Annotated in this window: 24 protein-coding genes; 3 read left to right on the top strand and 21 right to left on the bottom strand. The window is 42.0% G+C overall.

The annotated features are described in order from the left end of the window. The 12 genes from L1D44_RS05545 to rfaH form a co-directional block, all read right to left on the bottom strand. A partial coding sequence (locus L1D44_RS05545; protein WP_239889157.1) for a glycosyltransferase occupies positions 1-1,248 on the bottom strand: 1,248 nt, incomplete at its 3' end. Between the two features lie 8 nt (positions 1,249-1,256). Then, entirely contained in the window at positions 1,257-2,312 is a 1,056-nt protein-coding gene (gene wecB / locus L1D44_RS05540; RefSeq protein ID WP_239889156.1) for a UDP-N-acetylglucosamine 2-epimerase (non-hydrolyzing), read from the bottom strand. A gap of 1 nt (position 2,313) precedes the next feature. Next, positions 2,314-2,853: an acyltransferase gene (locus L1D44_RS05535; protein ID WP_239889155.1), complete on the bottom strand. Its 540-nt coding sequence runs from the start codon at positions 2,851-2,853 to the stop codon at positions 2,314-2,316. A 5-nt stretch (positions 2,854-2,858) separates the two neighbouring features. Continuing rightward, positions 2,859-3,926: a DegT/DnrJ/EryC1/StrS family aminotransferase gene (locus tag L1D44_RS05530; protein ID WP_239889167.1), complete on the bottom strand. Its 1,068-nt coding sequence runs from the start codon at positions 3,924-3,926 to the stop codon at positions 2,859-2,861. A gap of 15 nt (positions 3,927-3,941) precedes the next feature. After that, the gene (locus L1D44_RS05525; protein ID WP_239889154.1) at positions 3,942-4,526 is read right to left on the bottom strand and encodes an acyltransferase; all 585 of its coding nucleotides are present in this window, start codon (positions 4,524-4,526) and stop codon (positions 3,942-3,944) included. A gap of 56 nt (positions 4,527-4,582) precedes the next feature. After that, entirely contained in the window at positions 4,583-5,527 is a 945-nt protein-coding gene (locus L1D44_RS21845) for a Gfo/Idh/MocA family oxidoreductase (RefSeq protein ID WP_239889153.1), read from the bottom strand. A gap of 11 nt (positions 5,528-5,538) precedes the next feature. Beyond that, positions 5,539-6,813 (bottom strand): Vi polysaccharide biosynthesis UDP-N-acetylglucosamine C-6 dehydrogenase TviB, encoded by a 1,275-nt coding sequence (gene tviB, locus L1D44_RS05515; protein ID WP_239889152.1) that lies wholly within the window; start codon positions 6,811-6,813, stop codon positions 5,539-5,541. A gap of 18 nt (positions 6,814-6,831) precedes the next feature. After that, positions 6,832-7,872, bottom strand: a complete 1,041-nt coding sequence (locus L1D44_RS05510; RefSeq protein WP_239889151.1) for a Gfo/Idh/MocA family oxidoreductase — start codon at positions 7,870-7,872, stop codon at positions 6,832-6,834. 328 nt (positions 7,873-8,200) lie between these two features. After that, positions 8,201-9,196 (bottom strand): Wzz/FepE/Etk N-terminal domain-containing protein, encoded by a 996-nt coding sequence (locus L1D44_RS05505; protein ID WP_239889150.1) that lies wholly within the window; start codon positions 9,194-9,196, stop codon positions 8,201-8,203. Positions 9,197-9,262: 66 nt separating this feature from the next. Continuing rightward, complete coding sequence (locus L1D44_RS05500) at positions 9,263-9,640, bottom strand: four helix bundle protein (RefSeq protein ID WP_239889149.1); 378 nt, start codon at positions 9,638-9,640, stop codon at positions 9,263-9,265. Positions 9,641-9,872: 232 nt separating this feature from the next. Next, entirely contained in the window at positions 9,873-12,647 is a 2,775-nt protein-coding gene (locus L1D44_RS05495; protein ID WP_239889148.1) for an SLBB domain-containing protein, read from the bottom strand. Between the two features lie 1,209 nt (positions 12,648-13,856). Continuing rightward, positions 13,857-14,381: a transcription/translation regulatory transformer protein RfaH gene (gene rfaH, locus L1D44_RS05490; RefSeq protein WP_239889147.1), complete on the bottom strand. Its 525-nt coding sequence runs from the start codon at positions 14,379-14,381 to the stop codon at positions 13,857-13,859. 429 nt (positions 14,382-14,810) lie between these two features. Between rfaH and L1D44_RS05485 the strand changes: the two genes are divergently transcribed. Continuing rightward, complete coding sequence (locus tag L1D44_RS05485) at positions 14,811-16,283, top strand: peptide MFS transporter (protein WP_239889146.1); 1,473 nt, start codon at positions 14,811-14,813, stop codon at positions 16,281-16,283. A gap of 80 nt (positions 16,284-16,363) precedes the next feature. Here the strand turns inward: L1D44_RS05485 and L1D44_RS05480 are convergent, their stop codons facing one another. The 3 genes from L1D44_RS05480 to L1D44_RS05470 form a co-directional block, all read right to left on the bottom strand. Further along, entirely contained in the window at positions 16,364-16,711 is a 348-nt protein-coding gene (locus L1D44_RS05480; protein ID WP_239889166.1) for a four helix bundle protein, read from the bottom strand. A 110-nt stretch (positions 16,712-16,821) separates the two neighbouring features. Continuing rightward, a complete protein-coding gene (locus L1D44_RS05475; protein ID WP_239889145.1) occupies positions 16,822-17,928 on the bottom strand; it encodes a response regulator in 1,107 nt (368 codons plus the stop codon). A gap of 96 nt (positions 17,929-18,024) precedes the next feature. Next, a complete protein-coding gene (locus L1D44_RS05470; RefSeq protein ID WP_239889144.1) occupies positions 18,025-18,795 on the bottom strand; it encodes a VacJ family lipoprotein in 771 nt (256 codons plus the stop codon). A gap of 434 nt (positions 18,796-19,229) precedes the next feature. Here L1D44_RS05470 and L1D44_RS05465 point away from each other — a divergent pair, with 434 nt between their 5' ends. Continuing rightward, positions 19,230-20,849, top strand: coding sequence for a hypothetical protein (locus tag L1D44_RS05465; protein WP_239889143.1), 1,620 nt, complete (start codon positions 19,230-19,232; stop codon positions 20,847-20,849). 48 nt (positions 20,850-20,897) lie between these two features. Continuing rightward, positions 20,898-21,206 carry an EscU/YscU/HrcU family type III secretion system export apparatus switch protein gene (locus L1D44_RS05460; RefSeq protein ID WP_239889142.1) on the top strand — a complete coding sequence of 103 codons (309 nt, stop codon included), beginning with the start codon at positions 20,898-20,900 and terminating at the stop codon, positions 21,204-21,206. Between the two features lie 442 nt (positions 21,207-21,648). Here L1D44_RS05460 and L1D44_RS05455 read toward each other — a convergent pair whose 3' ends face one another. From L1D44_RS05455 to L1D44_RS05430, 6 genes are all read right to left on the bottom strand, one after another. Next, positions 21,649-22,053 (bottom strand): DUF2802 domain-containing protein, encoded by a 405-nt coding sequence (locus L1D44_RS05455; RefSeq protein ID WP_239889141.1) that lies wholly within the window; start codon positions 22,051-22,053, stop codon positions 21,649-21,651. Positions 22,054-22,338: 285 nt separating this feature from the next. After that, on the bottom strand, positions 22,339-22,830 hold the full coding sequence (locus tag L1D44_RS05450) for a chemotaxis protein CheW (protein ID WP_220768816.1): 492 nt from the start codon (positions 22,828-22,830) through the stop codon (positions 22,339-22,341). Positions 22,831-23,021: 191 nt separating this feature from the next. After that, positions 23,022-23,966: a CheW domain-containing protein gene (locus tag L1D44_RS05445; protein ID WP_239889140.1), complete on the bottom strand. Its 945-nt coding sequence runs from the start codon at positions 23,964-23,966 to the stop codon at positions 23,022-23,024. Continuing rightward, a complete protein-coding gene (locus tag L1D44_RS05440; RefSeq protein WP_239889139.1) occupies positions 23,950-24,741 on the bottom strand; it encodes a ParA family protein in 792 nt (263 codons plus the stop codon). Before L1D44_RS05440 ends, L1D44_RS05445 begins: the two co-directional genes overlap by 17 nt. 91 nt (positions 24,742-24,832) lie before the next feature. Continuing rightward, positions 24,833-25,525, bottom strand: coding sequence for a hypothetical protein (locus tag L1D44_RS05435; RefSeq protein WP_239889138.1), 693 nt, complete (start codon positions 25,523-25,525; stop codon positions 24,833-24,835). After that, complete coding sequence (locus tag L1D44_RS05430) at positions 25,518-26,678, bottom strand: chemotaxis response regulator protein-glutamate methylesterase (protein WP_239889137.1); 1,161 nt, start codon at positions 26,676-26,678, stop codon at positions 25,518-25,520. Before L1D44_RS05430 ends, L1D44_RS05435 begins: the two co-directional genes overlap by 8 nt. Positions 26,679-26,711: the final 33 nt, after the last annotated feature.

Below are 26,711 nucleotides of genomic sequence, written 5' to 3'. Positions count from 1 at the left end.
ATCTTGGGATGCCTCAAGAATCCAATTAAATTCATCACTTTGTTCTTCTTCTAGTTTTCTAACGTTAGTATTGTCTTTAAGTTGCCTCGATTTTAGAGCGTAAAATTCATCATCATTTATATATCTCGATATTAATTTTGCTAGCTCAACATCCATTTCACTTCCAATCTTAACATACTCCCCACCTTCATGGGTTTTACAAATCCGATTTACAGAACCATCATCAAGTGTTATAAATGGCTTATCAAAATAAATGGCTTCTAATATTGGATTACCTAAGTTACTCAAATCATTAGTCATTACAACTAAACTTGAGCTTCTTATTTTATTATTACAATCAACATGGTCTAAATTATGAAGAAATTCAACATTCTTATCCAAACCTAGTTCATTTATATATTTCTTGAGATCATATACGTCAGGCCCAGAGTAAGTAGTTAATAAGTTTATTCTTTTTAGGTCTTCTTTATTCAATACCGCTAATGCCCTAATAATCCTATCTGGTCGCTTCCATGTACTCCCACTTGCATTGTTAAAAATAGTAAACTTCAATGACCTATTTTCTGCATCAATAAATTCTGAATAATCCTCGACACCAACGCCATGGGGTCTAAATCTGACTTTCTTATTACCTCTTTTATTTGCCCAATATTCCCCATCAGTACCATCATCAACCATCAAGCACAGGTCTGACGAATTAATCCCCCAGAATAGAGTAGGGTAGTACATTATCGCCTTAACTAGTGATCTTTTAGCGACTGCTAAAATAGTACCTTGATATTTATTTATGTATCTCTTGTTATACTTTACAGCTAGTGATTTTGCTAGAAATGCCATATTAGCTTCATAACCGATTATCACATCAGAATTTTTGATTACACAATCAAAATCATTAATAATTCTACTTTTCAAACGTGTTTGATAATACAAGTTAACAAGAAACGAGAGGTTTTTCCTAAAAAAACCAAAAAAACTACCATTAACATATGGCATAAAAATATCCTCGGAAGATATTTTTGAATAATTAGTATGAACCTCGCTTGACTGTTTACTTTGAATTACTCCTTCACTTAATTGGTGTAAAGTAAATAAATCATTTTCTATGACATTTTGACCATTCACATCATAACCTGATGTGAACAAATCGACTCTGACACCTCTAGCTAGAAACATATTTACAAAACGCAATAAACTTTGATTACCTTTTTGTCTAAATGGTAAATGCGTAACTATAGAAATAGACTTCATTTTAACACCTATGAAAACTTCTCAATTAATAAACTTGCAATTCTGTCAGAGCTATTACTGTCTCCATAAATTTTATTCTCTCCGATTTCCACTTTATCACTAACTACGCTATTAAAAATATCGCGAGTATCTGTAGTACATAGCACATTATAACCAGCATCGGTGAGTTCAACCCACTCGGTTTGTTCCCTAACCACAACACAATTCTTTTTAAAGAAATAAGCTTCTTTTTGTAATCCTCCACTATCTGTTATGACTTGGTTTGAGTTTTCAATCAAATGAATCATATCAAAATAACCTACAGGTTCAATAACTTCAAAATCTACATTTATACCAATATCCTGAATTTTAATCTTAGTTCTAGGATGAAGAGGCATAATAACTTTCATATAATTATTGTGTACTTCATTTAAACCAGCAATGATAGCTGAAAGTTTTTCTTTATGGTCTGTGTTCTCGGCTCTATGAATAGTTGCAAGTATATATTTTTCATTAAAATTATTTTTAATTTTAGCCCGATTCAGACCATGATAATATATTGATRCATCATGCATTACATCACCAGAAACAAAAACGTTTTCAGTAATCCCTTCCTTTTCCAAGTTAAGGACAGATTGTTCTGATGGACAAAATAATATTGTACTAAGTCGATCTGTAACAATTCGATTTACTTCTTCTGGCATTTGCATATTGTAGCTTCTGAGACCAGCTTCAATGTGGATAATACGTATATGCAATTTAGATGCTGCTAACGCTCCGGCAATAGTAGAATTAGTATCTCCATATACTAAAACAAAATCCGGTGATTCAATTAGAAGTATTTCTTCTATTTTTTCGAGCATTCTTCCTGTCATTGCACCATGACTTAATGAAGAAATATCAAGTCTATACTTTGGTACAGGAATATCCATTTCATCAAAAAAAACATTACTCATATTTTCGTCAAAATGCTGTCCGGTGTGGACTATAATTTCATTTATTGAGTTTATCTTTGAAAACGCTCGACTCACTGCTGCAGCTTTAATAAACTGTGGTCTTGCACCAACAATTGTTAAAATTTTCATTTTATTCCTTATTCTTTTTTATTGCTCTAGCTGGAACACCAATAATCAGCATATTCTCTTCTGTGAAAGCTTTATTAACCACGGCCCCCGCCCCTACAGTACAACCGTTAGGTATTCTACTACCTGGCAATAATGTACATCCAACGCCTAACCAGCAATTATCTCCAATGATTACAGCTTTAGATGAATCATTTATCCATGATTTACCTTTATCATCCCCATGATTTGCACTCACTATAGATACTCTAGGAGCAAAAATAACATTGTCTCCAATAGTTATACCATTTCCACCCTGGATATAGCAGCCGCCGCTCAATACAAAGCTAGAGAAACTTCCTTTGCTTTGGCCTTTCAAGATAATATTCTCTGGCTTAATTATCTGGCTTGAAAAGTGTGCAAATGAAAATTTACCTTGATTTTTGCCTGAAAGAAAATTAATAATTAAGTTAAATAATAACTGTCGCAAATTAAATTTAATAAATAGTCCCTTATTAAATATTAAATCATTAGCGAATCGGTTTCTAACAACTAATTTTTTCAAATAGCTCATTTTAAATATGGGTGCATTGGGAGGCTAAAAACTCTTTTAGCCAAGTATTCGGCAATAGGAAAATCTTTACTAGTATAACCTAGGTATGTGAACGCTGTTTGCTGATGCATACAAGTGCGATAGTAGACCATAGTTGGAATACCTTTTTCTTGATATTTTTGCATCTCCAACTCTCGGTTATCACAACAAACAGTATACTGCGCCCAAGAGCTAGTGTAACCATCAGGTACTTGAGGCGTCTCAAACTGACCTTTTAATTCTGCTTCGTACTTATCTGCGACTTTTTGTCGAGCAATCAATTCTTGCGGAAATTCAGCTAACTTTTCTAGCAAAATAGCAGCTTGAATCGTATCTAAACGACTATTCATTCCGATGCGAACATTATCATATTTGTCAGTACCTTTACCGTGTACGCAATATGAACGTAGTAAAGCCGCATATTCATCGTTATTAGTAAAAATAGCGCCACCATCCCCATAACAACCTAATGGTTTTGCTGGAAAGAAGCTTGTTGTCGCGATATCACCAAAGCTACCAGCCACTTGACCATTTAATGTACCACCAAAGCCTTGAGCTGCATCTTCAATTAACTTTAAATCATATTTTTTAGCAATGCGTTCAAGCTCTGGATAATTTGCAGGTAAACCAAATAAATCAACAGAAATAATTGCTTTTGGCGTGAGCTTACCTTCTGCTATTACCTTTTGAATGCGCTTTTCTAAATCTATTGGACAAATATTAAACGTACTTTCATCCGAATCAACGAACACAGGTGTTGCTTCTTCGTAAGCTATGGTTTCCGCAGTTGCGAAAAATGTAAATGTGGGGCAAAAAACGGCATCACCTTTTTTAATACCGAGTACCATCATAGCTAAAGTTAAAGCGTCTGTTCCATTAGCACAAGTAATGGCATGCTTTACACCGACATACTCTGCTAATTTCTCTTCTAACTCTTTCACTTCTGGGCCCATAATGTACTGCCCATGATCAAGCACTTTGTGTATGCGAGCGTCAATTTTTTCTTTTAAATGTAAATATTGTGCTTCAAGATCGATAAATTGCATTTTCATACTCTAGTTCTATTCTAAATCTTCACGAGAAATAATCTCGTCTACTAATGTATAAACATCATTTGTGTGCGGGCAAGTGACTTTTGCAGAGCCTGTTAATGGTAAGTCTAATTTCTCACCGTATGCACTCATCCAGCCAATTTGCTTTGCAGGTACTCCAACCATTAGTGCGAAAGGTTTAACGTCTTTATTAACAACGGTTCCAGCGCCAATAAATGCGAATTCGCCAATAGTGATTCCACAAACGATTGTGCAGTTTGCACCTAGCGTCGCACCTTTTTTAACTAACGTAGTTCTGTACTCATCCTTACGTTCAACGAGAGAGCGAGGGTTATATACATTAGTAAAAACCATGCTAGGTCCACAAAAAACGCCTTCTTCCAAATGTACATTGTCGTAAACAGATACATTATTCTGGATTTTACATTTATCAGCTATGGTTACTTTATTGCCAACAAATACATTTTGACCTAAAGATACTCCAGCGCCTATTTTTGCTCCAGAGCACACATGCGCCCAATGCCAAACTCTGCTTTCGTCCCCAATGACTGCGCCATCATCAACAATGGCTGTTTCGTGCTTAAAGTAGGTCATAAACTATCCCTCAAAAATAAAAGACTGCTATTTACATAGCAGCCTTAACTTTCTGCCTAAAGAAGCTTGTTTACTAATGGGTGGTAGTTCTCTGCATTCGCAACTATTACTTGATCACGTATCTTCTCTACAGTCTCAATAGCTGTTCTATTTTCTTCGAGACCATAACCGTTACCCGCAAGAACATTTTCATAGCTTTGCGTATGTAAATCAGTAAAACCACCTGAAAACTCTAACTCTTCATCACCAATCATAATACTGCGATAGGTTTTCTTTTCACCCTGAACAGCATTTTCAGGCAAGTTATTTGCGTCAATAGATAAAAACCATTTAACTCTGGCACGCTCGTACTCTAAATAGCCGGCTACAGTTTGCTCATCTTTATAATGAACTTCATTAAACTTAATATCGCCAAATATGAAGTGAAGCATATCAAAGAAATGAACCCCAACATTTGTCGCTACCCCACCAGACTTTTCATTCACACCTTTCCAAGACTTTAGGTACCACTTACCTCTTGAAGTCATGTAGGTCAGCTCTACATCAAATACTTCCTCAGGCGAGCTATTTAATACTTTATCGCGTAAAGCGATTATCGATGGGTGTAAACGCAATTGAAGAATACTATTAACTTTTGCACCGTACTTTTCTTCGTACACCTTTAACGTATCCAGTTCTTTAGAACTCAATACTAAAGGCTTCTCACATATAACATCGATGCCATTCTTGAGCGCGAATTTCATTTGGGGAGCATGTAGGTAATTTGGAGAGCAAATTGATATATAGTCTAACTTATTACCTTTTAGAGATTCATCTTCAACAAACGCAGCAAAATCTTCGAATTCGGTAAAAAACTCCGACTCTGGGAAATGCATATCCATGATGCCAACAGAGTCATTAATATCCATTGCAACAACCAAGTCATTACCGGTGTCTCTAATGGCGTTCAAATGCCTTGGAGCGATATAGCCTGCAGTACCAATTAAAGCAAATTTTTTCACGTCTAAATTCCCTAAAGTCGAATATCAGCAGCATCAAGTGGGAAAACATATTTCACGTCATAAACAACATGGCTATCTTTTCCGAGAGCTCTAATTTGTTCGATTCCCATTTCTTTTAATTCACTATGATCAACAGCTAAAATTATTCCATCATAATAGCCGTTCTTAAGTTCATCGATTAGCGTGATATCGTATTCATGTTTAACTTCAGCGCTATCCGCCCAAGTATCATGTACATCAACATTAATATTAAAGCTCTCAAGTTCTTTAATTATTTCAATAACTTTTGTGTTACGCACATCAGGGCAGTCACCTTTAAATGTAAAGCCCATCACAAGCACTTTAGCTTCATCAATATGAATCTTCTTGCTAGCAAGTTTTTTAACCATCTGAGTAGCAACATAACTTCCCATACCGTCATTGATGCGTCGGCCAGCTAAGATAACTTCTGGGCTATAACCAACTTCTTTAGCTTTGTGAGTAAGGTAATAAGGATCAACACTAATACAGTGCCCGCCAACTAGACCTGGTTTAAACGGCAAGAAATTCCACTTCGTTCCGGCTGCCTTTAAGACTTCTTCAGTATCAATATCTAGACGATTAAATATCTTGGCAAATTCGTTAATGATTGCAATATTCAAATCACGCTGTGTGTTTTCGATAACTTTTGCAGCTTCAGCAACTTTAATAGATGATGCTTTATGAGTACCAGCAGTCACAATAGAACTGTATACAGTATCAACAAAATCAGCAATTTCAGGAGTAGAACCTGCAGTGATCTTTACGATTGTAGTTAATCGGTTGACCTTATCACCTGGGTTAATACGTTCAGGGCTGTAGCCTGCAAAAAAGTCCTTATTAAACTTCAAGCCAGAAACACGTTCAATAATTGGTATACAAACTTCTTCTGTTGCACCAGGATAAACAGTTGATTCAAAAACAACTACATCGTTAGCAGAAATAACCTTGCCTAATGCTTCAGAAGCTTTCTTTAGAGGTGTTAAATCAGGTGCATTGCTATCATCTATTGGGGTCGGTACTGTCACGATATAGAAGTTACAATCTTTAATAGCTTCGAGCGAAGACGTATATTCAAGCAACTTCGCATCGACCAACTCGTCACTTGTACACTCGAGTGTTGAATCTTTACCTTCTCTAAGTTCACAAACACGGCTGTCGTTAATATCAAAACCGATTGTTTTGTACTTTTTACCAAACTCTACAGCTAGTGGAAGGCCTACGTAACCTAAACCGATAATACCAATATTCAAACTTTCTAACGTCATTACTGTAATCTCTATAAATTATAAATTTAGTGGTAAACCAATTTCTTTACTGTCTCTCGAAGAACGATAGATACTAATTAGTAACTCAAGTGATTTTAAGCCTTCTCTACCATCCGTTTCAGGTTCGGCTTTACCACGTAAAACATCTGCTACATTTTGAAAGTAAGGAGGGTGTCCAAAACCATATACAGAAGATGTTTGATAATTTGCACTATCAACTTCGGTGTCGTAGTCTCGACTGTCGCTAAATGACCATTCTTGAATATCGTTAACAGCCACGCCACCTATCCTAACAGTGCCTTTTTCACCAAGAATTGTTATCGAACCTTCAAGGTTTTGAGGATAGGTGCACATTGTCACAGCCATGGAGCCCAGTGTCCCGTTACGCCACTTAAAATTAACTACACCAGTGTCTTCAACATCAATATCTCTGTGGGTTGATGTCATTGCATGTACTTTTTCTATCGGTCCAACAACCCAGTGTAATAGGTCTACATAGTGGGTTGCCTGGTTCATGAACGCACCACCGTCCATATCCCATGTGCCAGACCAAGATGCGCGGTCATAATATTCCTGAGGACGACTCCAAAATACATTGATATGTACCATGTGTATTTTACCGAAGCGCTTTTCATCTGCAGCACGCTTAAGTAATTGCAAGGTTGAATTTCGACGATTCTGCTTTACGACAAACAACCTAACACCAGCTTCATCGCATGCTCTGACCATCGCAAGACCATCTTCCCACTTAGTCGCCATCGGTTTTTCAGTGATCACGTGAACCTTAGCATTCGCAGCTTTGATTGTTTGTGATGCGTGAATACCACTTGGTGTACATAGGGTGACAAGATCTATATCTTCTTTTTCGAGTAATTCATCAAGCGATAGGTAACCGGGAACTTTATACTGTGCAGTGTGTTCTGCTAATACTGTAGGATTGTTATCACATACAGCAACCAACTCAAACTCATTATCTAACTGTTCAATAGAGCCAAAGTGGTTTTTCGATATACGACCACAACCAACAATGGCAATCTTTATTTTTTGACCAACGTTCATAATTTACCTTTATGTATTTAACGTGCTTAACTTTGATGATACAAAAAGCAAAGGTATTAATTCATCGATTAGCTCTCATCCCTGAAGCACGTTTAAAAAGGGTTAGGCATTTTTGATGTGAAGCTTATAAAACAGATAGCTTTAATTGAATGCTCACACTTTCCAATCTCAGCCTGTAGAACCAAGCTGAGACACTTTTAATCCATTTTGAGACAGTCACTATTATTTCTAGTTAAGCGCTATCCCTTGTAAGCCTTGGGTTTGGCTGTTTTTCTGCTCTTTCTCTTTAAACAGTCCCAATAGGCCCCAAAAAAGAAGGTTCTAGGTTCTAGGTTCTAGGTTCTAGGGGTTCTTCTTTTCTGACAAAATGTCTTATTAAAACAATCATCACTGCTAGCATGCCGCCTAACATAGTGCCAAGTACACATATTAGCGCTCTTTTAGGACCAGCTTTTTCTTCAGGCACTAACGCTGGGTCGATTGTTTTAAATACGTATTCATCACGTACTTCTGCAAACATAATAGTTTTAGCTTGCTCTTCGATTAATTTGTAGAGAATAGAACGGATATCCGCTACGTTTGTCAGTGCGATTTGTTTATTAAGGAATTCACTACTGCGAATCGCTTCAGCAACATCACGATCTTTCATCACCTTATTAATATCTTGAATTAACCAGTCTACCCACTGTTTTGCAACTGAAGGAGATAAGTGCTCAACAGATATCGTTACCATTCCGGTATCTTTTGCAGAGTTAACTGATATAGATTTACTGAATTCTTTATATGCTTCTTGCATAGAAGGTTCAGGCTTAAATGGAGCTTTAGCATCACGTACCCATTTATTATTCTGCGCATCATATATTTCAGCGTCATAAGTAAGCTTATCAGTTGACATATCCCACTTATCAGCTGCCATTAAGTCTGGCAATATATTATGAGATTTAATGAAATCACTCACGAATTGACGCGACTTTATCACCTCAATTGCCATCTGCGTTTTATCAACTCCACCACCTGCATTTAGGTTAATGCCCGCCATGCTAGCTAAGCCACCGAACTGACTTGCTAAGCCACTCAAACCACCACCTTGCTCTTCACTTGCAGGGGCAAGTAATGCTTCAGACTTATAGGTGTTTGGCTGCATTAAAGCGAAGATCACAGAGCCAATAGCGAAGACTGCTGTGATGGCAATGATGAGCCATTTGCCTTGCCAGATGACGGAGAAGAGTTCGCGAAGATCGATTTCGTCGTCAGCCGGATTATGGACGGAGTTCATATGCGGGAACTGTGCGTCAGTGTTGGTTTGTTGTATGTCTTTATTCATTATTTTCTTCAGATTCTAGATTCTAGGACGCTTCGCGGATAGAGCGCTACGCTGCTATAAAGGCAGTTAGTCAATGTTGTAGTCAGCGTTTTCTTCTTTAATCTGTGATTCCTTATTTCTAATTAGAGAACCTATGATTTTTGCTAGCTCTTTAGCTTCTTTTATCATTTCCATTGAGCGTTCTTTATTTAAGTACCCAACCTCAATGCCTATATATAATTGTGTAACCAACTCGCCAAGTGAGCCTTTTGCATAATACAAAAAACGTACTTTCTCTTTGTTGGTTTCTCGCTCTTCACCTTCGGCTATATTCGAAGGAACTGATAAGCCCGAGCGTGTTATTTGATCTTTAAAGCCCCAATTTTGTACTGCTTCTGTCGCTTTATATATATCGCAAGACAGTCTTGAAGCTCTTTTCCAAACATCCAGTTGTTCGAATCTCATTAGCTAATCCTTAGCTTTAGCAGAGCGCTGCGCTTCTAGTTCGTGACTTTGTCACGGCGAGAGCGTCGCTTCGCTCCTTCTAGATTCTACAAAAGCAAAAGATAGCACTGACGTAGTATATAACGCTGGCTCTTAAGCTTTTGCTTTTATAGCAGGGCGAAGCCCGTTCTAGCAGCGTAGCGTTCTAGCCGTGAGCTTGCGAACGTTCTAGCAAGCCAACGGAGTTCTATGACTAAAGATTTGCGACGGTGGCGAATGCGACTGCAGTGTTGTAGATGATGCTTGTGACTTGTGTCCAAAGAGTTAGGTTGTCTTTGTACTCGGTATCAAGCGGTACAATGATGGTGTCACCTGGTTGTAGGCTTGTTTCACTACTAAACCACATAGAACGGCTTGGAAGCATTACAGAGCCATCAGCTTTGATAACATAAGTTCTGTCGTCATCTGCACGCTCTCTTGCACCACCAGACATAGCTAAGTATTGGTCGATGGTTTGACCTTCCTTAAATCTGTGAGTTGCTGCGTGCTGTACTTCGCCCATCACTGCAATCGTTTGCTTAGTTGATGGAATATAGAGTACATCTTGATCTTCTAACTGAAGATCCGCTTGCTTAATACCCACCGAGATTGCAGAAAGATCCACGACCAAACGGCCAACTGCTTTGATGGTTTCCAAATCAGTTAACATCATTTGTGCATCGGAGTAATTAATTACATTACCGTCTTTCGATACACCACGAGTTGCAATATCCCTGCGCAGTTGGTCCGCAAGCTTTTTGATTTCTAACTGCTCTTGCTGGCGCACTGATTCACGCACAAATACAGAAGAAGGCAAATATGCATATTCTGTGAACCCGCCGGCACGCTTTAATACATCAGCAAGGGTTTCACCACGGCGAATATTGTAAGTACCAGGGAATTTAACCTCACCGCGGATCTCAACCGACTTATTATCTTGCCAATCAGGCGTTGTCATTACAGTTAAGATATCACGACCTTTTAAGGCGATATTTTGTGCGGCATCACCTTGAAGGGCGGATTCTAAAGCAATATTTGTATGCTTAATTGCTGAACCATCTGCTGTTGTATACGTACTTGTTAGCTCTGCACGTAGTGTATATGCGCCCTCTTCAAGCCCACCAGCTGCCATTACCAAGTCTTTAATGCGTGCATTGACAGACAATGGATAGATGCCAGGGTTGTTCACTCGCCCGTTGATAGCAACAGCTTGAACGCCCTTTCCAGCACGACCTTGGCTATTTAGCTTCATCACTACAGGATAAAGCAGTTCACCGCGGTTCATTTCGCCGCTGAGCTTTATTAAATCGCTGTCTTCAAAAAGGTTAACCAACATCTTGTTGACTTCACCTTTTATCGCCTTGGCTGTTGGGTCCTGTTCTTGAACTTGGCTATTAATGGCTACGCCGCCAAGCTCAGAACGATCAGCAAATTTTTGTTGGTTTAATTGTGAGAAACCTGCGCTAAATAGGTCATTACCAATTAAAGAGTTACCAGCAAGTGATTGAACCTTTTTAACTCGTTCTTTTACCAGCTTGTTTAGCTCGTAACGGTTTTGTGTAAGATCGCTAAAGTTAAAGAAGATCACTTTGTCACGCGCTTGCAGCGGTAAGTCTTGTGAAGCTACTTTGCCATTAATCGCCTTCACTGGAGAGAATTGATAAACCTGAATGTCACCTTGCTTATTAATTTCACGAACGATGATTGCGTATTCAAGATCGACTGATACGGATAGATCGCCCCATATAGACGGTACCAGATCACTGATCTTTTGGCCTTGATACCACTGGTATTTGCCTGGGCGAACTACTGCACCAACAACGGTAATGGCATCTTCATATTGAGTGGTCGCACTTTTAACGCGGATAACATCACCGGCGACCGCTTTAGTTGCTTTGCCTTTAGCCGATGTTAAATCGACATTTAAAATTGATTTTAGGCTGTTTGCATTGAAACGCTCAACGCTACTGCGTCTTGGATAAGCACCAGGTTTCAACCCTGCCGCCATCTCAATCACTTCAGCCATGGTTTCGTGCTTTTTAAGCTCATAGATAGCTGGGCGACGAACTTCGCCTGTTACGCTAACTAACCCACCAACAGAAGGGATAAACACCACATCGCCGGAACGTAGGCTGATGTCGCCCGATGCATCGCCACGAAGCAGCAGGTCATATAGATCCATGCTACCAACAAGCTTGCCGTTGCGCTTTACTTGAATATTACGAAGCGAGCCGATTTCATTTACGCCACCAGCCACAAACAATGCCTGTGTAATGGTTGAAAGACTAGAAACCGTATAAGAACCTGGCTTGTAGGCATCGCCCGCAACAAAAATACGGATTGAGCGTAGCTCACCCATAGTGATATTCGACTGAATACCGATCATCTGCTGACTGATACGCTCAGACAAACTTTCGCGTAGTTCACTAAATGTTAATCCCGCTACAGAGATTGGGCCAAGCTCTGGAAATTGGATAACCCCTTCGCGATTGATAACAAGGTCATACTCTTTATTATCTTTACCAAAAAGCTGTACCTTGATGTTATCACCAGGGCCAACTAAGTACTCACTCGGTACGGGCACATCTGATACAGGTGCAAATGTCGTTGGTTCACCAGCAAATAAGTCATAGCCAAAGCGTTTAAGCTCTGCTTTGTCGGCTCCCTCTTCAAACTTTAACTCGGAATCAGATTTATCATTCAGTGGTTTACCAAATTGATCTGTTTGTACCAACTGACCATTTGCACCGTACTGAGCACGCGGATTAACCACTTGAGGGTTTTCTATTTGTGGCTGAGAACTACTCGCTCCCCCTAGCATAGATGGGTCAATACCATACTGCTTTGCTAAGCGTTGCTGCTCAGATGCTGGAAGATTTTTAAATTGCTCTATCATTTGCGGAGAAGGCGTGATTGCACTCGCCTGCCCTGACAGTAGTATCAGCGCTGACATACCAGCTATGATGAGGTTTTTAGTCTTGTTAAGCACCAGTGATCTCCGAGAGAGGGTTAAAAAATAGGTTAAAAGCTGAGACGGTTGAAGCCGAAACAAGCAAAGACGATTTAAGGCAGAGACGAACGGCCTTCGGCCTTACGGTAAACAAAGAAGGGCGCTGCGCTACTAGATGCTAGGGCGTTCGCAAGCTCACTTCTAGAGCGGACTTCGTCCTACTAGGAAAATCTAATCGCTAAGGGCACCCGTTTCTGACTTATTCCTCTCCTAGAACTTGATTTTTTAGATTCTAGAAGAAGCAAAGCGACGCCCTCGAAGTGACGAAGTCACGCCCTAGCAGCGCAGCGTCCTTCTTTGCTTTCAGACCCGCGTGGCGGCCAGAGGCCTTCGGCTATCGCTAAACGAATGAAACTTTTCATTCGATGCCTTTATTCCGTATATCCATATACTTCACCTAAAGGCCAGCTAAAGCTGTTCAAAATTGTTCCAGACAATTTGTGTCAGACACGCTACCGCCCATAGGTTACGGCTCCCAACGTGCCCGTCCGCAGTGCGGACTAGTCTGATTTTGTGTCATTTTTCAAATTAACTTAAGGTAAAATCAGAACTAGACAATCACTGTCTTGCCCTGAGCTCTACATTAAGCCAACTCATTTTCGCTCGTTTCTTGCGCTTCTTTGCTCTTTCTTCTATACCTTAAAAGACACATTTAAAATCAAACAATTAGGTGAGTATCTGCTGTTCACAGCTCTAAACTTATCTATCTACTCAACTTAGCTAGCCCAATTAAATAACATTTAATTGGGCAGCGCGAGATTATACATTAGTCTGCTCATCAGTGCAGTAATGCTATAGGCACATGTCGTTTAGGTGATGATACTTTGTACATTCTGGCTGACTAGTATTTTCAAATGATGCTTAGCTTGGTAAGTCTTAAACCAACGAAGGCAAACACACTCCTAGAACGGCTCGATTCCGTATACCCTCCATTTGTTAGCGACATCTCATCGCCTCAACTCAATTAACCCGACACCGTAGATCTGTTATTAATAGTCCTTTACTAATTCGAAACACCTTTTACCTATTCACCATGCAATCCCAAACCGAAAACCCAAACTATGGCAAATGTCTTACAAAGGTAGTGGTAAAATCGGAAGTTTGAATAATAACTCTAATTACTGAGCCTGAGAAAAAATCGAAATAATTTAGCCTGTTATTGCCAGTTATTGGCAGCCAAACCTCATTTTACGATTTAGCCTTAGTAGGTTGAATTGTGTCTTTTTCTACTATGACTCGTTGCTGTTTTCCCATTAACTCAAACAGCACAAAACAGCGCTTTTCGCCATTTTCTTCGTCAAAGATCCCTTCAAGTTCTGCAAAGGGGCCTTTGGTAAAGCACACTTTATCTCCTGATTTCATCTCGGGTATTGCTCGAGACTCTTCCGGCATTAATGTTGAAAGTAACTTATGCTCACGCAGTTTAATTGCGTGAATAACGCTATCATCGATAGGCGTCATTAGCTCTTTACAGCCAACAATCCTGATAACGCCGCGGGTATTGTGTATTTTGGCAACACTGGTAACTTCAGGATCGAAGTTAATAAACAGGTAACTGGGGAACAGCGATACTCGCCGTACGGTTACTTGCCCTTTTACTAACTTCTCTTCTGGATAGGTGGGCAGATAAGTCTCAATTTGCTGAAGAGCCAGATTTTGCTGCGCTCGGGTCTCGCCACGAGATTTGCAATATAATAGATACCAAGCCTTCATTTAATTCTCTCACCTTTGATTCACTAAGCTGTGACGTCCCATTCACGGCCAACGATACTAACAAAAATGCTCCCCCGATTGGAAGTCAAAGACCATTCAAAGATAACCTACCTCTCACTTTTCCACTCCCCTACCCATATCAGCTTTCGATAGGTCAATATGTGGCCAGTTACATTTTCAAAATTGACTTTTACCGCTTATAAAGGGTATATAAGGTAGGCTTTATCGCATTTGGCGCTATTTTCAGCGTCAAATAATAAAAATTAGAATACAAGCCCACAATAAATCAGCCAAACCCTCAACAAAAACGGCTATTGCTTAACACTCTTAACCGACTTTGTTTAGGGATGACTGGAATAATTTAAGCAAATCAATTTTCTGTAGCAGAAATTAAGCTACAGGCAATCACAAGCGAAGGTGGAAGAATACATGAGCGCAGCAAAACCCCAGGGGACGATGCTCGGGCATCCTAAGGGACTGTTCCTGTTGTTTACAACAGAACTATGGGAACGCTTCAGTTACTACGCAATGCGTGCGATTTTGGTTTTATACTTAGTAGATGCAGTGCAATCTCAAGGTGGTCACGGATTGGGCTGGACCCAAGCTGATGCCCTCTCTCTCTATGGTACCTTTACCGGATTGGTCTATTTAACACCACTCATCGGTGGTTGGTTAGCAGATACTTACTTAGGTCAGCGTAAAGCGATTATTATCGGCGGCGCATTAATGGCTGCCGGCCAGTTTATTCTGGGTACCCCCCATGCGTGGGTTCAAGGCATGGAAACCGAAGTGTTTTATATCGGTTTAGGCGTGCTTATTCTGGGTAACGGTCTATTCAAGCCAAATATCTCTACCATGGTTGGTGACCTTTATGAAGAAGGCGATCACCGCCGTGATGGTGCATTCACCATCTTCTATATGGGTATCAACGTTGGTGCTTTCCTTTCTGGTATTATTGTGGGTTCTGTCGTTGCTTACTTCGACGGTAACTTCCAAGCTGGCTTTATCTGTGCCGGTATCGGTATGGTACTTTCACTGATTATTCAGTTTGTCTTCGCTCAAAAGCTTCTTGGCGACATCGGTCGTACTCCAGCTGCACAGCTTGAAAAAGAGAAAGCTGCAGAGAAAGGTGAAGTCCGTAAAGAACCACTGACTAAGATTGAACGCGATCGCATCAAAGTAATTATGATCATGGGTCTGTTCACTATCATCTTCTGGGCTGGCTTTGAACAAGCTGGCGGCTTGATGAACCTTTTCACCAACGACTTTACTGACCGTATGATTGGCGGCTGGGAAGTACCAACTACTTGGTTCCAGTCTCTTAACGCTATGTTTATCGTTATCTTCGCACCAGTAGTTGCTTCTATCTGGATCCGCTTAGGTAAGAATGAGCCAAACTCGCCAGTAAAATTTGCCTTAGGTCTAGTCCTACTCGGTATTGGTTTCCTATTCATGATCGGTGCTGTTTTAGAGATGGGCGGTGACGCTAATGCTAAATCAAGCATGTGGTGGTTAGTAGGTGCATACTTCTTCCATACTATGGGTGAGCTATGTTTATCTCCAATCGGTCTATCTATGGTGACTAAACTTGCTCCACTGCGTATTGCCTCTCTAATGATGGGTGCATGGTTCCTATTTGTTGCTGCGGCAAACAAGATTGGCGGTATCGTTGGTTCGTTCATCGGTCACGGCGGTGAGAAAGAGGAGCAACTTGCTAACGCTATGTCTATCTTCGCGGGTATCGCTATCACAGCAGCCGTGTCTGGTATCATTCTGTACTTCATGGCTGACAAGCTAGTCGACTGGATGCACGGTGCTGAAGACAGCACTCACCACACTGAAGAAGAAGCACTAGAAGAAGAAATTGCAGTGACTGCAGAGCATGAGGCTATTAGAAGATAGGTTCTAGGTTCTAGGTTCTAGCAAAAAATAAAAATGCTTCGTAGTAATATGAAGCATTTTTTGTTTATGGCACCGTTAGTTTATAAAGAATCTTTTCTTATCAAAATTAATGCCGCTAGCATTGATGATATTTGCTTGGCTTCATCTATCAAAGCTAAAGCTTTTTTCTTATCCACTAATCCTACCTCTATTGCTATGTATAGTTGAGTAACTAACTCAGCCGCGGACCCTTTGGAATAATACATAAAGCGTGCAGACTCTTTGTCTGTTTGCCTTTCTTCACCTTCTGCAATATTTGAAGGGATCGAAATGGCAGCTCTTGTTACTTGATCTTTAAATCCGAAATCATTACAGCTTTTAAATAAATGATAAATATTGCAGCTAAGCCTCGATGCCCTCTTCCAAACATCCAAGTTTTCAAAATTCAGTGTTTTCATGTATTCATCCTTGAATAAACAAAGTCATTACTCATTATAGTTAATGTTCACACTTTGTTTTAACGCACTTCCTAGGACCTATTACCTGTTTTTTCTAGTACCTATTTCAATGACAATTGCATATACCCGCCGGGTGTAGAGTCTGGGTCATAAACTAAGCCATGAAACTGATCTTTAACAAGCTGCTGCTTATGTTCATTAACCAAGGTAGAGATGCATAACTTCTCACCGAGTTGTAAGGTTCTAAACTGTAGGCTCGGCTTGCTCCAATCTGCCATGCCGAGCTGCAAAGAACCGGAAAGCGCAATAGGAGACAAGCCTTCACTATTTTTCAGATAACAACGAAACTCGCTTCCAGCCTGTGCAATTGCAGCTCGATAATGGGTTAATTCGACCACGATATAGGTCATATCGGCAACAATGCCTAGCCCTGATTTACTCATACGATCATTAAGGTAAACCAACATATTAAAAGGTTCGGTGATCGCCTGAGATATTCCATTTCGATAACGTTTGAGCTTATGATTAACGAAGCTCTTTAATAACACTGACGCAAAAGCCGCACGGTTATCGTGGGGATGAAAGTGCGCCATATACATCATCACATGTTTTTCATCTATCATGGCGGTATCAATGAAGTGGGCACTCACCTCATCGGTATTAAATAAGCTATAGTCGATGACGACACCGCTATACTCAATACGACTTGGCGGAAATAGCTGCTGTTGAACGCTCTTGGCCGCTTCACCACATTGCTCTAACAGCGCAAGATTCTCGTTAAGCTCTAGATAAGATAGCGACTCCTGTTCATCTAAGTTCAAAGAGTCCTCGAGCGAGTCATTTAAGCATTCTCGGATTGCGTTTTCGATTAGGTAGAGATCGGTTACAGGCTTAACCAGATAATCACAGGCACCATGGCGTAATGCTTCAATCACATCAGCCATCGCTTGATTACCGGAAATGATGATGGAGGGTGTCCCAGGACGAAATTGATTCATCGCCTTAAGCATATCTAAACCTCCCAGCTTAGGCATGCTCAAATCGGCGATCACAAGATCAAAACGTTCGACTTTAAAGCTGTTTAGTCCTTGTTCGCCGTCATCGGCTTCAACAACCTTTGCCCCGCGGCTAGTAAGATAAGACGTGACTAATTTGCGAAACACGGGATCGTCTTCCACAAAAAGTATGGTTAATTCATTTAGCGCCATAAGCTGCCCTTTGACAACAGCGTAAACAAACATCCTTGTTACTTCTGTTTGCGCTTTAAGCGGAGCTCTTATTCTTATCTGTCCACTTAACCAATGCTACTCTAATTCCTGCATGTACTCATCAAGCAACTCATCATCGTCATCACGTTGAGGAATGTCTCCATCATATACCTTGTAGTCCATATGCTGAAAGTATGCATCCTTCACAAAAGTATATGGGTCAAGCGCATTATCAACCAATCGTTCCTGATCAATTGCAGCTGCTCGACTATGCAAGTTCTTAAGACCCCATTTTAAAACTGTCTGCCAGAAAGTCAGTTCAGACAAAGGGAAGTATAGATCATCAACCCAATCAGATGCGAGTTCACGAGTAACATAGGGGCCGAAAAATGGTGCCATAAAGTAAGGGCCATTTGGCACACCGTAATAGCCAAGCACTTCGTTGAAAGCATCTTGCTTCCGCTCCATCCCCATCATCTCGGCGACATCAATCACCCCGAGTAAACCAAGTGTGGTATTGACCGTAAACCGACCGCCAGCATTGGCAGCCCAGCCCCACTTTCCTTGCAACGTATTGTTTACTAGGCTTGATGGCTCTTCAAGATTGAGCACAAAGTTATTAATACCACTCTTAACTGGATGTGGAATATAGTCATTGTAACCATGAGCAACTGGACGATAGAAATACCGATCCATAAACAAGTAGTTAAAGTCCCACATCGCACGGTTAAAGCCCTCAATAGGATCACGGGGATCGTTATAAGTTACCGTTACTTGTTGACTAGTATCCGTACTGCTATCTTCGGCCGCTTCTATCGATGTCATTGCAAATATCGTCAGAGAAAGCACAATCCATTTAAACTTCATAATTGTCTCTTTGAAAAAGGTATTACTCTATTACTTATAAACACTTACCCTTCCTAGATTAATCCCTGTTGCTAAAACCAACTCTTGCTAGAACAAGCTCAAGATTGCTCCAACTCTAGGTAATTAGCAACCTGTTTATCTTGCAAAAAACCATTCGATTCAATGCTATGGATAAACGTAGGCATATAAATCTTTATTCACGCTAAAGTCATACACTCCTGCTGTCGATACAGTTGATATGACCGTAGATTTAACCAAAAAATAACACCCTTAGCTAAATATATGAATTTTTATGTGAAGGATGGCTTAGGATACTGAGTTGTCACACAAGATCAATTTTAAATTTGTTAAGAAGTATATAAGGTTAGTCGTTTAAACCATTTAGCAGTCACACTCAACTGTCATACATTACAGCCAAAAAGAAGAGTTAAAATTTGGACCCTTTAACTAGCCAAAACATAATAAAGCCGCCCCTTAAAGAGACCGGGCTCTCTTCTGGAAAAAGTGCCAATGCACTCGTGCCGGTTTCTGTTATTGCCACTAACGATGGTTTAAAACTTGGCCTTTCTGGTAAGCAGTACGGCATAAAAAGCGCTGTCCCACTGCCTTTAACACAGTTTGTTAAAGCCCAACGTTTCCTGTTAAATATAGTTCAAATTAATAGCACTATTGCACAAAGTACTTTAATTGCTCTCGGATCCTCCTATAACCAAACCTTACCGCAAGCACTCCTCTCGGTAATTAGTCGTCACCCAAATCAAGAAAAAAAGCTACAACAGCTAGCAAAGCGCAAAGAAGGTTATCCACTGCCCAACGCCACTATTGATGCCAATAAAATCCTGTTCGACAATACGCCGGCAATAAGGCTGGAGCAATCTAACTCACTTGCAAAAGGTGAGTACGCTGCCTGTATAAAGGCCCAAGGTGATAAATTGCAACTTTGCCTCTCACCGATCCAATTTAAGGCGCAAATCTCATTAACTGACTTAGATACGGGAGCAGTGGCTCTGCAAGCAGCTGAAACGCCTTCGCCCGAAGCTGAGCAGCGTCAACCTAAGATAGAGGTTAACGCCGAGTATCAAACGCTTCTAAAGCGTCTAGGAGCGGTTTCGACAGCGCATATTTCAAGAGACGGCGAACTCCCTAAGGGATCTCAAGCCACTTCCCCTCCAATTAAAAGCCCTGAGAGCGTATCAGAGGTAAACAGGCATTACCTTGCCGGAGCATTACGTAAAGCGGGGGGATTACCGACCAGCTCCCCGGCAAAAGCCCCTACCGAAGAAAACTTAGCGACGGTGCTACAGCGACTCCTACCAAACCTGATGCCTGAACCTTTAGCGGAGCTAACTCAGCCACAGCGATTACAACAGGCGATAGAAGCCATGCTACAGCTATCCATTTCATCATCAATCGGAATATCAAACGCCGGGCATACGCATGTTGACATCATTCAGATGTTATTTCTGCAGCTATTAGGCCGAAATAGCACTAAAACCGTGACGCCAGAGTTAGCTAGCAGGCTAAAAAACCTGCAACTGCAGCTTGGATTGCCCGAGCCGATAATGAAGTTACTCGAGGGCTCGGCCAGTCTACCGTCTCTTTGCAAACTCATAAATAACTTGAATTTATATCAACAAGCTTGCAGTAAAAATGAACAAACCACGGATTACTTCTTTGCCCTTCCCTACTCTATTAATCACTATCAAGAGCAAATCGAAGGCCATATACAAAAACAATCCTCTAGTAGTGAATACAAATCGAGTTACTGGAACCTAAGGTTAAAGTTCAATTTGGCCAGCGGCGCTGTTTTAGTGACGGCTAAAATGCAACAGCATGCTAAGTCGCGGCCTAGCTATCTGCAAACGGACTCACTCACTCTTAGACTTTCAAGCAATAATGAGTCACTGCTCAATAAGATTAAGCTTTTACAGCCTGCCCTGACTCAAAAAATTGAAGCCATTGGCTTTTCAGCAGTATCAATTAATACCGAACTGGAGAGTATTCCAGCGAGCCTGCTGCCCGGAGAGCATTACCTGGTAAAAGTTGAGGTTTAATCCTTTATTCGCCGTTATAGCCAAAAGAGTTAGCCAAAGAGGAAGCCAATGCCTGACGAAGAAAAACGCAGTAAAGCGGTCGCGATAAGTTACCAACAAGCTCATGCGCCTAAGATCACCGCAAAAGGCGAAGCTGCACTTGCAGATGAAATCATTGCTTTGGCGCAGGAGTCCGGGGTCTATATTCATCAAGATGAGCACCTGTGTGACTTTTTACAGCGGCTTGAGATTGGTGATGAGATCCCTAAAGAGCTTTACCTGCTCATTGCAGAGCTCATTGCTTTTGTTTATGTACTCGATGGTAAGTTTCCTGAGAAGTGGAATAACATGCATCAGAAGATTATGGAGGAGGTATAAAGCTAAGAAGGACGCTGCGATGCTAGGACGTGACTACGTCACTGCGAGAGCGTCGCTTTGCGACTTCTAGGTGCTAGGTTCTAGGAAAAGCAAAGAAAGGTTCTAGGTGAAAGCTAAGACGGGAAAAGCTGGGACGAACAAGCGAAGATGAACGGCCTGCGGCCTTACAGCACGTGGCTTCGCCACTACGGAACGTTTCGCTTAGGGAAAAAATAAGATCAAAAGCGACGGCATAAATGCCGACCTACAAAACTTAACTTTTACACTTTTTTTCCTTTGCTTATACCGTAAGCGTAGCGTTCTGTGAGTGAGCCTGCGAACGTTCCGTCTTCCGTAAGCGTAGCGTTCGCCTCAGCCTTTGATTGTATAGCAGGACGAAGTCCGCCCTAGAAGCGAAGCGTCCTAGCAGTGAGCTTGCGAACGTCCTAAGTCCTAGAACCTTCTATTTCCCATGTAATCGAATCAATAATTCCGCTTCGGCTTTCGGTAGCTCACACTCTTCAATAAGTTCTGCAACACCAGCACCTAAGGCGACCATCTTCATAGCTCGGGAATATAATCTAGCCTGAGGATCTTGCTGGCTACTCTCTTCGAGCTTAGCATCTTGCTGAGACAGCTTGTTTTCTAACTCCAGCATGCGGCGGCCAACACCTATGGTGCCGCTGCGTAATTCTTGTAGTTCACGCTTTACCGCTTCTCGCTGCTTATCCCCCTCTTTTACGAGTAGAGTTAACGCATCGACCTTCGCACGTAGCTTGCCTGTTTGCTTTTGCAAATAGAGCACTAAGCCTAAACAGGCAACAACAAACACTAACGCAGCTGCAATTAAAATTTCTTCGGCTATCATTGATGACTCTTCTTGAAAAAGGTTCTAGGTTAAAGCTAAGAAGGACGCTACGCTGCGACTTCTAGGTTCTAGGTTCTAGGTTCTAGGTTCTAGGTTCTAGGTTCTAGGTTCTAGGTTCGGCAAAATAAACTCGATACTCAATGGATACAAGCTTGTACTTTTCCTAGGACCTAGAAGCGAAGCGCCCTAGCAGTGAGCCTGCGAACGCTCTAGCAGGACGAAGTCCGTCCTCGCAGTGAGCCTGCGAACGCCCTATTAGGACGAAGTCCGTCCTAGCCTAAAAGACTAGATCTGCGTCAGTTCCATCCACTCTTCGTCTGATAGTAACTTATCTAAGTCGACCAAAATAAGTAGCTCACTATCACGATTGCTTACGCCTTGAATAAACTTAGCGCTCTCTTCTGTACCGACGTTCGGCGCATTATCGATCTCGGAGCCGCGTAGGTAGACCACTTCGGCTACACTATCAACTAAAATACCAATAACCTGCTTTTCTGCTTCGATAATAACAACACGTGTCGAGTCATTCACCTCAGCTGATGCTAGACCAAAACGTGAGCGGGTATCGATAACCGTTACCACATTGCCACGCAAGTTAATAATACCTAGCACGTAATGAGGCGCTCCGGGAACAGGAGCAATCTCGGTATAACGCAGCACTTCTTGAACCTGCATTACATTAATACCGTAGGTTTCGTTATCAAGCTTAAATGTTACCCACTGTAATACTGCATCTTCGCTACCTGCAGCAACGGTCACACTGTTTGAACTTGTCATAATCGCCTCAATCCATAGCACATTGGCTTTTCTGTTAAACTATTCTTTTAATGTTTGTTTTCTATTTTACTTAGTGCAATAAGCATAGCTTTCAATGCTAGTAGATCCAATAGAGTTTTACTGTCTACTCGCTATATCGGCTAATCGACCACTTTCTTTACAAGACTTATCACAACTCAGCCCTTGTACGATCACAAAATGGTGTCTTGGCAGCCCATGCCCGCGCCCAGCATCTGTACTAAGGCTTCGACATTTAAAATACCGCACATCTGTTCTTTTACTACGCCTGCAAGCCAAGGGCGCTTACCCGCTTGGCTGCGCCAATTCACCTCAGACTTTTTAATAGTTATCGTATTGATTAGCGACTCACAACCTAGCCCCCAGTGACTGTCTTCGAGTACAACCACATATTGGTAATTCACTTTTTCTGCCAGTGCTGCATCATATTTTTCTGGCATCACCCAGGCGCAAGTATCGACAACATTTAGCTGCGCATCACGGTATTGCTGTACCCCTAGATACCAATCGGGGCGCCCAATCAAAGAGGTTACTTTCTCTAAATTGACTATGCCACCTAGACTCACCAAGGGGACTGCAAGAGTGAGCCCTGCCACATTAAAGAACAGCACTTGAAACTCTTCATCAAGCTTATCGAGTAACGTTTGCGTTGAAGTAATCTGAGCCTTTACCGGTTCAGAAGCTGTCGGTGCGGCAGTGACTTGTTCTAGGCTTGCTGCATCAAGGTTAGCGACCGCTCTCTGCGTTGCCTCTGCACGACGATCATGGTCAATTGGCTCAATAACGGGCTGTAAAAGCGCGCTAGCGCCCTGCTCTATGACTTCGGCCATGTCGGTTTGAGATGTGGACGCCGTATCAGCCAAACTTGACACTGATCCAGCGCTAGCGCCACGAGTCTGCTCAGTAGTCGCTGCCTGCAGAGTTTTATCACTGGAGTCTTTGGTCTGCGCGTTGGCAAACAGTTGCTCTAATGCTTGTCGACTGAAGCCTTCATCATGAACAGGCTCTTTTTCAGGTCTATTCGCTTTAGCAGCCTCTACCTTCGAGAGTTCAGCGGCTGGCTCGTTTAATAGCAGCGAAAAGTAATCACATACCGCATCATCAACTGATTTTGACATGGCACAGATCCTTCGCTAGCAGATCATCAAGTAATCGATTATAGGCCTTCACACCACGGCTACTTGGCGCATAATGTGAAGCGGGTAAATGGCTCAAACTGGCGTCTCTAAATTTAGTATCAACAGGAATAACCTCCTGCCATAACTCTTGGTTATAATCTTCATTAAGCTGCTTTAACGCAGCCGAGGCAGCGCGAGTGCGTTTATCATACATGGTTGGCACTATGGTGTAGCTGTAGTTTATCTTTTTCGAACGTCCCATAAGCAACATGGTTTTCACCATACGATCTAGCCCTTTTATGGCGAGGAACTCTGTCTGTACGGGCACAATAATATGTTCACTCGCGGCTAGTGCATTGACCATCAACACGCCAAGCACAGGAGGGCAATCGATAAGCACGACATCATACTCTTCCTCGATAAGCTTTAATGCCTTCTTTAAGATCAGTCCCATCCCCTCTTCATGGCCTAGGCTGCGATCGAGTGTTGCAAGCGCCATGGTTGAAGGCATCAGATCTAACCCTTGTACATTAGTTGGTACGATATGAGTCTTCACTGTCTCCGATGTTAGGCTCTTATGGCCTAAAAACAGATCATACAGTGAACAAGGCAGTTGTTCGCAGTCTATCCCTAGGTAATAACCTAAGGATGCATGAGGATCCGTATCAACCATTAACACCCGCTGACCACGTTTTACAAACGCACCAGCAAGACTGGCAACAGTAGTTGTTTTACCCACTCCGCCTTTTTGGTTTGCTATGGTCCAGATCTTCAAAAAACCTCCTCAGGCTTTCACTGCTAATTAATTGGCGCCAACGATTATCAAACGAATGATATACCTGTTCACCAAGGAGCTAGAAGCATAATTAGTTATCAGGCTCTCTAGTTGTTACTCGGATCCCACCGTGAGGCAAACTGATGAGCTTTACGCCTTCAGCAGTTTCGGTCAGTGTTATTTGTTTCTGGGGGTGACGATTACTCATATTTAAGTCCACTTTAGAAGTGGTTTTTTCCTGCTCAGGTGTCGCTGTCGATGTCACCTTGTTATTTTTCGAAGGCGCTATCAGCTCCTGTTTTGCAGTGCTATTCGGGGGTAACTCCTCACTTGAGGCTGAATTAACATGAGTCGCGATAAGTTTATTAGGGGTTTCAGACTCTTGTTTATGCTCTTGAGCCTGCCCAGAACCAGGCGTCATCAAACCATTAGCCTTAGTGCGCAATTCCTGATTTAAAGGCTTTTGCTCAATCCCCGGACCAATAGGTAAAACCGTCGACTCCCCCTGCTTAGCCTTATCGACAAAAGACTGCACAAAATGAGGGTTATTCGCCATCCAATTAGCCATCACCTCGGCTTGGTCATCTGGCACCATGAGTAAAACTTGGCTCTGTTTAAGCTGTTTTACCTCAGCAGACAGCGACTTAACCTTGTGTACCTGCTCAAAATACAGCGAACCAAAAACAAATGTGGTAACACTTAACAGAAACATCAACAGCAAGGACAGCGTACTCATACCGCCACGCTGCCAATTCAACCTCTGTTTAAGCTCGCCATTAGCCATTAGCCGTCTCTTTTAGAATCGACTCAGCCATATGCTCAAGGGCAATCGACTTAGTGGCGATTCCTGCAGCCGCTACAGCTTGTGGCATTCCATAAACCACACAGCTAGCTTCATCTTGTGCCCAGATTGTCGCGCCAATACTCTTAAGCATTCTCGCGCCTTCTCGACCATCGGCTCCCATGCCTGTTAAAACAACGGCTAAGACATCACCACCGATCACTTTTGAAGCCGAAGCGAATGAGATATCAACACAGGGTTTGTAATTCATATCAGGCTTACCCGCAATGACTTTGATTTTGCCATAAGCGCCACCACGCTCTAGCATCATCTGCATGCCACCGGGTGCGAGATAAGCACAGCCAGGTCTTAATACCTCTCCAGTCTCGGCCTCTTTCACCTCGATTTTACATAAACCATTCAATCTTGCCGCAAACGTAGGCGTAAACGCTGCAGGCATATGCTGGATAAGCAAAATAGGATGTGGGTAATTAGCCGGAAATTGCGTGAGCACCTTTTGCAGCGCAACCGGGCCTCCCGTTGAGGTGCCAATCATTAGCGCCTTATATTTCTTACCGCTGCTACGGGTTACCACACTACTGCGAGCCGCGGGCTTGTCACTTGCCCCAGCCGCATGATTCGTTGCGGTAGCTGTATTAACTGCGGTTCGAGAGAAGCTAGAAATAGGACGAGTACGTTCAGCATTCACTTGCGCTCTTTCATTCGCAGAAACAGCCCTAGCTATCGGCCTAAACAGACGTCGACGCCCCAAGGCTCTAATTCGCTGCTGCAGCAGTGCTATCGCGTCATCTTTATTGCTAGCGATATCCTCAAAACGCTTAGGTAAAAAGTCTAACGCTCCCGCATCTAACGCTTCGAGCGTGGCTTTAGCACCATCGTGAGTCAATGACGAAAACATCAAGATCGGAATAGGCTTGCTCGCCATGATCTCTCTAACAGCAGTGATCCCATCCATGACAGGCATCTCAATATCCATGGTGATCACTTGGGGATTAAGCTCAGCCGCCATCTTAACGGCCTCTGCACCATTTGCTGCGGTGCCTATCACTTCAAGCTCAGGGTCGCGATTGACAATCTCACTCACCCGTCGTCTAAAAAAGCTCGAATCGTCAACAACTAAAACTTTTATGGCCATTCAAATTCCTATACTGCATCTCAGTCTGGTTCA

It is taken from the genome of Shewanella sp. Isolate13 (genome assembly GCF_022398325.1).
Lineage (GTDB): Bacteria > Pseudomonadota > Gammaproteobacteria > Enterobacterales > Shewanellaceae > Shewanella.
Note: the sequence above shows the minus strand (reverse complement) of the source record. Positions and strands in the feature narration are given on the sequence as shown.

What these genes read in the sequence shown, in the direction of transcription:
- L1D44_RS05455 (WP_239889141.1), bottom strand. Translation starts at nt 22,053, where the DNA reads ATGATAGCCGAAGAAATTTTAATTGCAGCTGCGTTAGTGTTTGTTGTT.
- L1D44_RS05475 (WP_239889145.1), bottom strand. Translation starts at nt 17,928, where the DNA reads ATGGCGCTAAATGAATTAACCATACTTTTTGTGGAAGACGATCCCGTG.
- L1D44_RS05500 (WP_239889149.1), bottom strand. Translation starts at nt 9,640, where the DNA reads ATGAGATTCGAACAACTGGATGTTTGGAAAAGAGCTTCAAGACTGTCT.
- L1D44_RS05470 (WP_239889144.1), bottom strand. Translation starts at nt 18,795, where the DNA reads ATGAAGTTTAAATGGATTGTGCTTTCTCTGACGATATTTGCAATGACA.
- L1D44_RS05510 (WP_239889151.1), bottom strand. Translation starts at nt 7,872, where the DNA reads ATGAACGTTGGTCAAAAAATAAAGATTGCCATTGTTGGTTGTGGTCGT.
- L1D44_RS05450 (WP_220768816.1), bottom strand. Translation starts at nt 22,830, where the DNA reads ATGACAAGTTCAAACAGTGTGACCGTTGCTGCAGGTAGCGAAGATGCA.
- L1D44_RS05435 (WP_239889138.1), bottom strand. Translation starts at nt 25,525, where the DNA reads ATGGCTAATGGCGAGCTTAAACAGAGGTTGAATTGGCAGCGTGGCGGT.
- L1D44_RS05445 (WP_239889140.1), bottom strand. Translation starts at nt 23,966, where the DNA reads ATGTCAAAATCAGTTGATGATGCGGTATGTGATTACTTTTCGCTGCTA.
- L1D44_RS05430 (WP_239889137.1), bottom strand. Translation starts at nt 26,678, where the DNA reads ATGGCCATAAAAGTTTTAGTTGTTGACGATTCGAGCTTTTTTAGACGA.
- L1D44_RS05485 (WP_239889146.1), top strand. Translation starts at nt 14,811, where the DNA reads ATGAGCGCAGCAAAACCCCAGGGGACGATGCTCGGGCATCCTAAGGGA.
- rfaH (WP_239889147.1), bottom strand. Translation starts at nt 14,381, where the DNA reads ATGAAGGCTTGGTATCTATTATATTGCAAATCTCGTGGCGAGACCCGA.
- L1D44_RS05525 (WP_239889154.1), bottom strand. Translation starts at nt 4,526, where the DNA reads ATGACCTACTTTAAGCACGAAACAGCCATTGTTGATGATGGCGCAGTC.
- L1D44_RS05460 (WP_239889142.1), top strand. Translation starts at nt 20,898, where the DNA reads ATGCCTGACGAAGAAAAACGCAGTAAAGCGGTCGCGATAAGTTACCAA.
- tviB (WP_239889152.1), bottom strand. Translation starts at nt 6,813, where the DNA reads ATGACGTTAGAAAGTTTGAATATTGGTATTATCGGTTTAGGTTACGTA.
- L1D44_RS05505 (WP_239889150.1), bottom strand. Translation starts at nt 9,196, where the DNA reads ATGAATAAAGACATACAACAAACCAACACTGACGCACAGTTCCCGCAT.
- L1D44_RS05530 (WP_239889167.1), bottom strand. Translation starts at nt 3,926, where the DNA reads ATGCAATTTATCGATCTTGAAGCACAATATTTACATTTAAAAGAAAAA.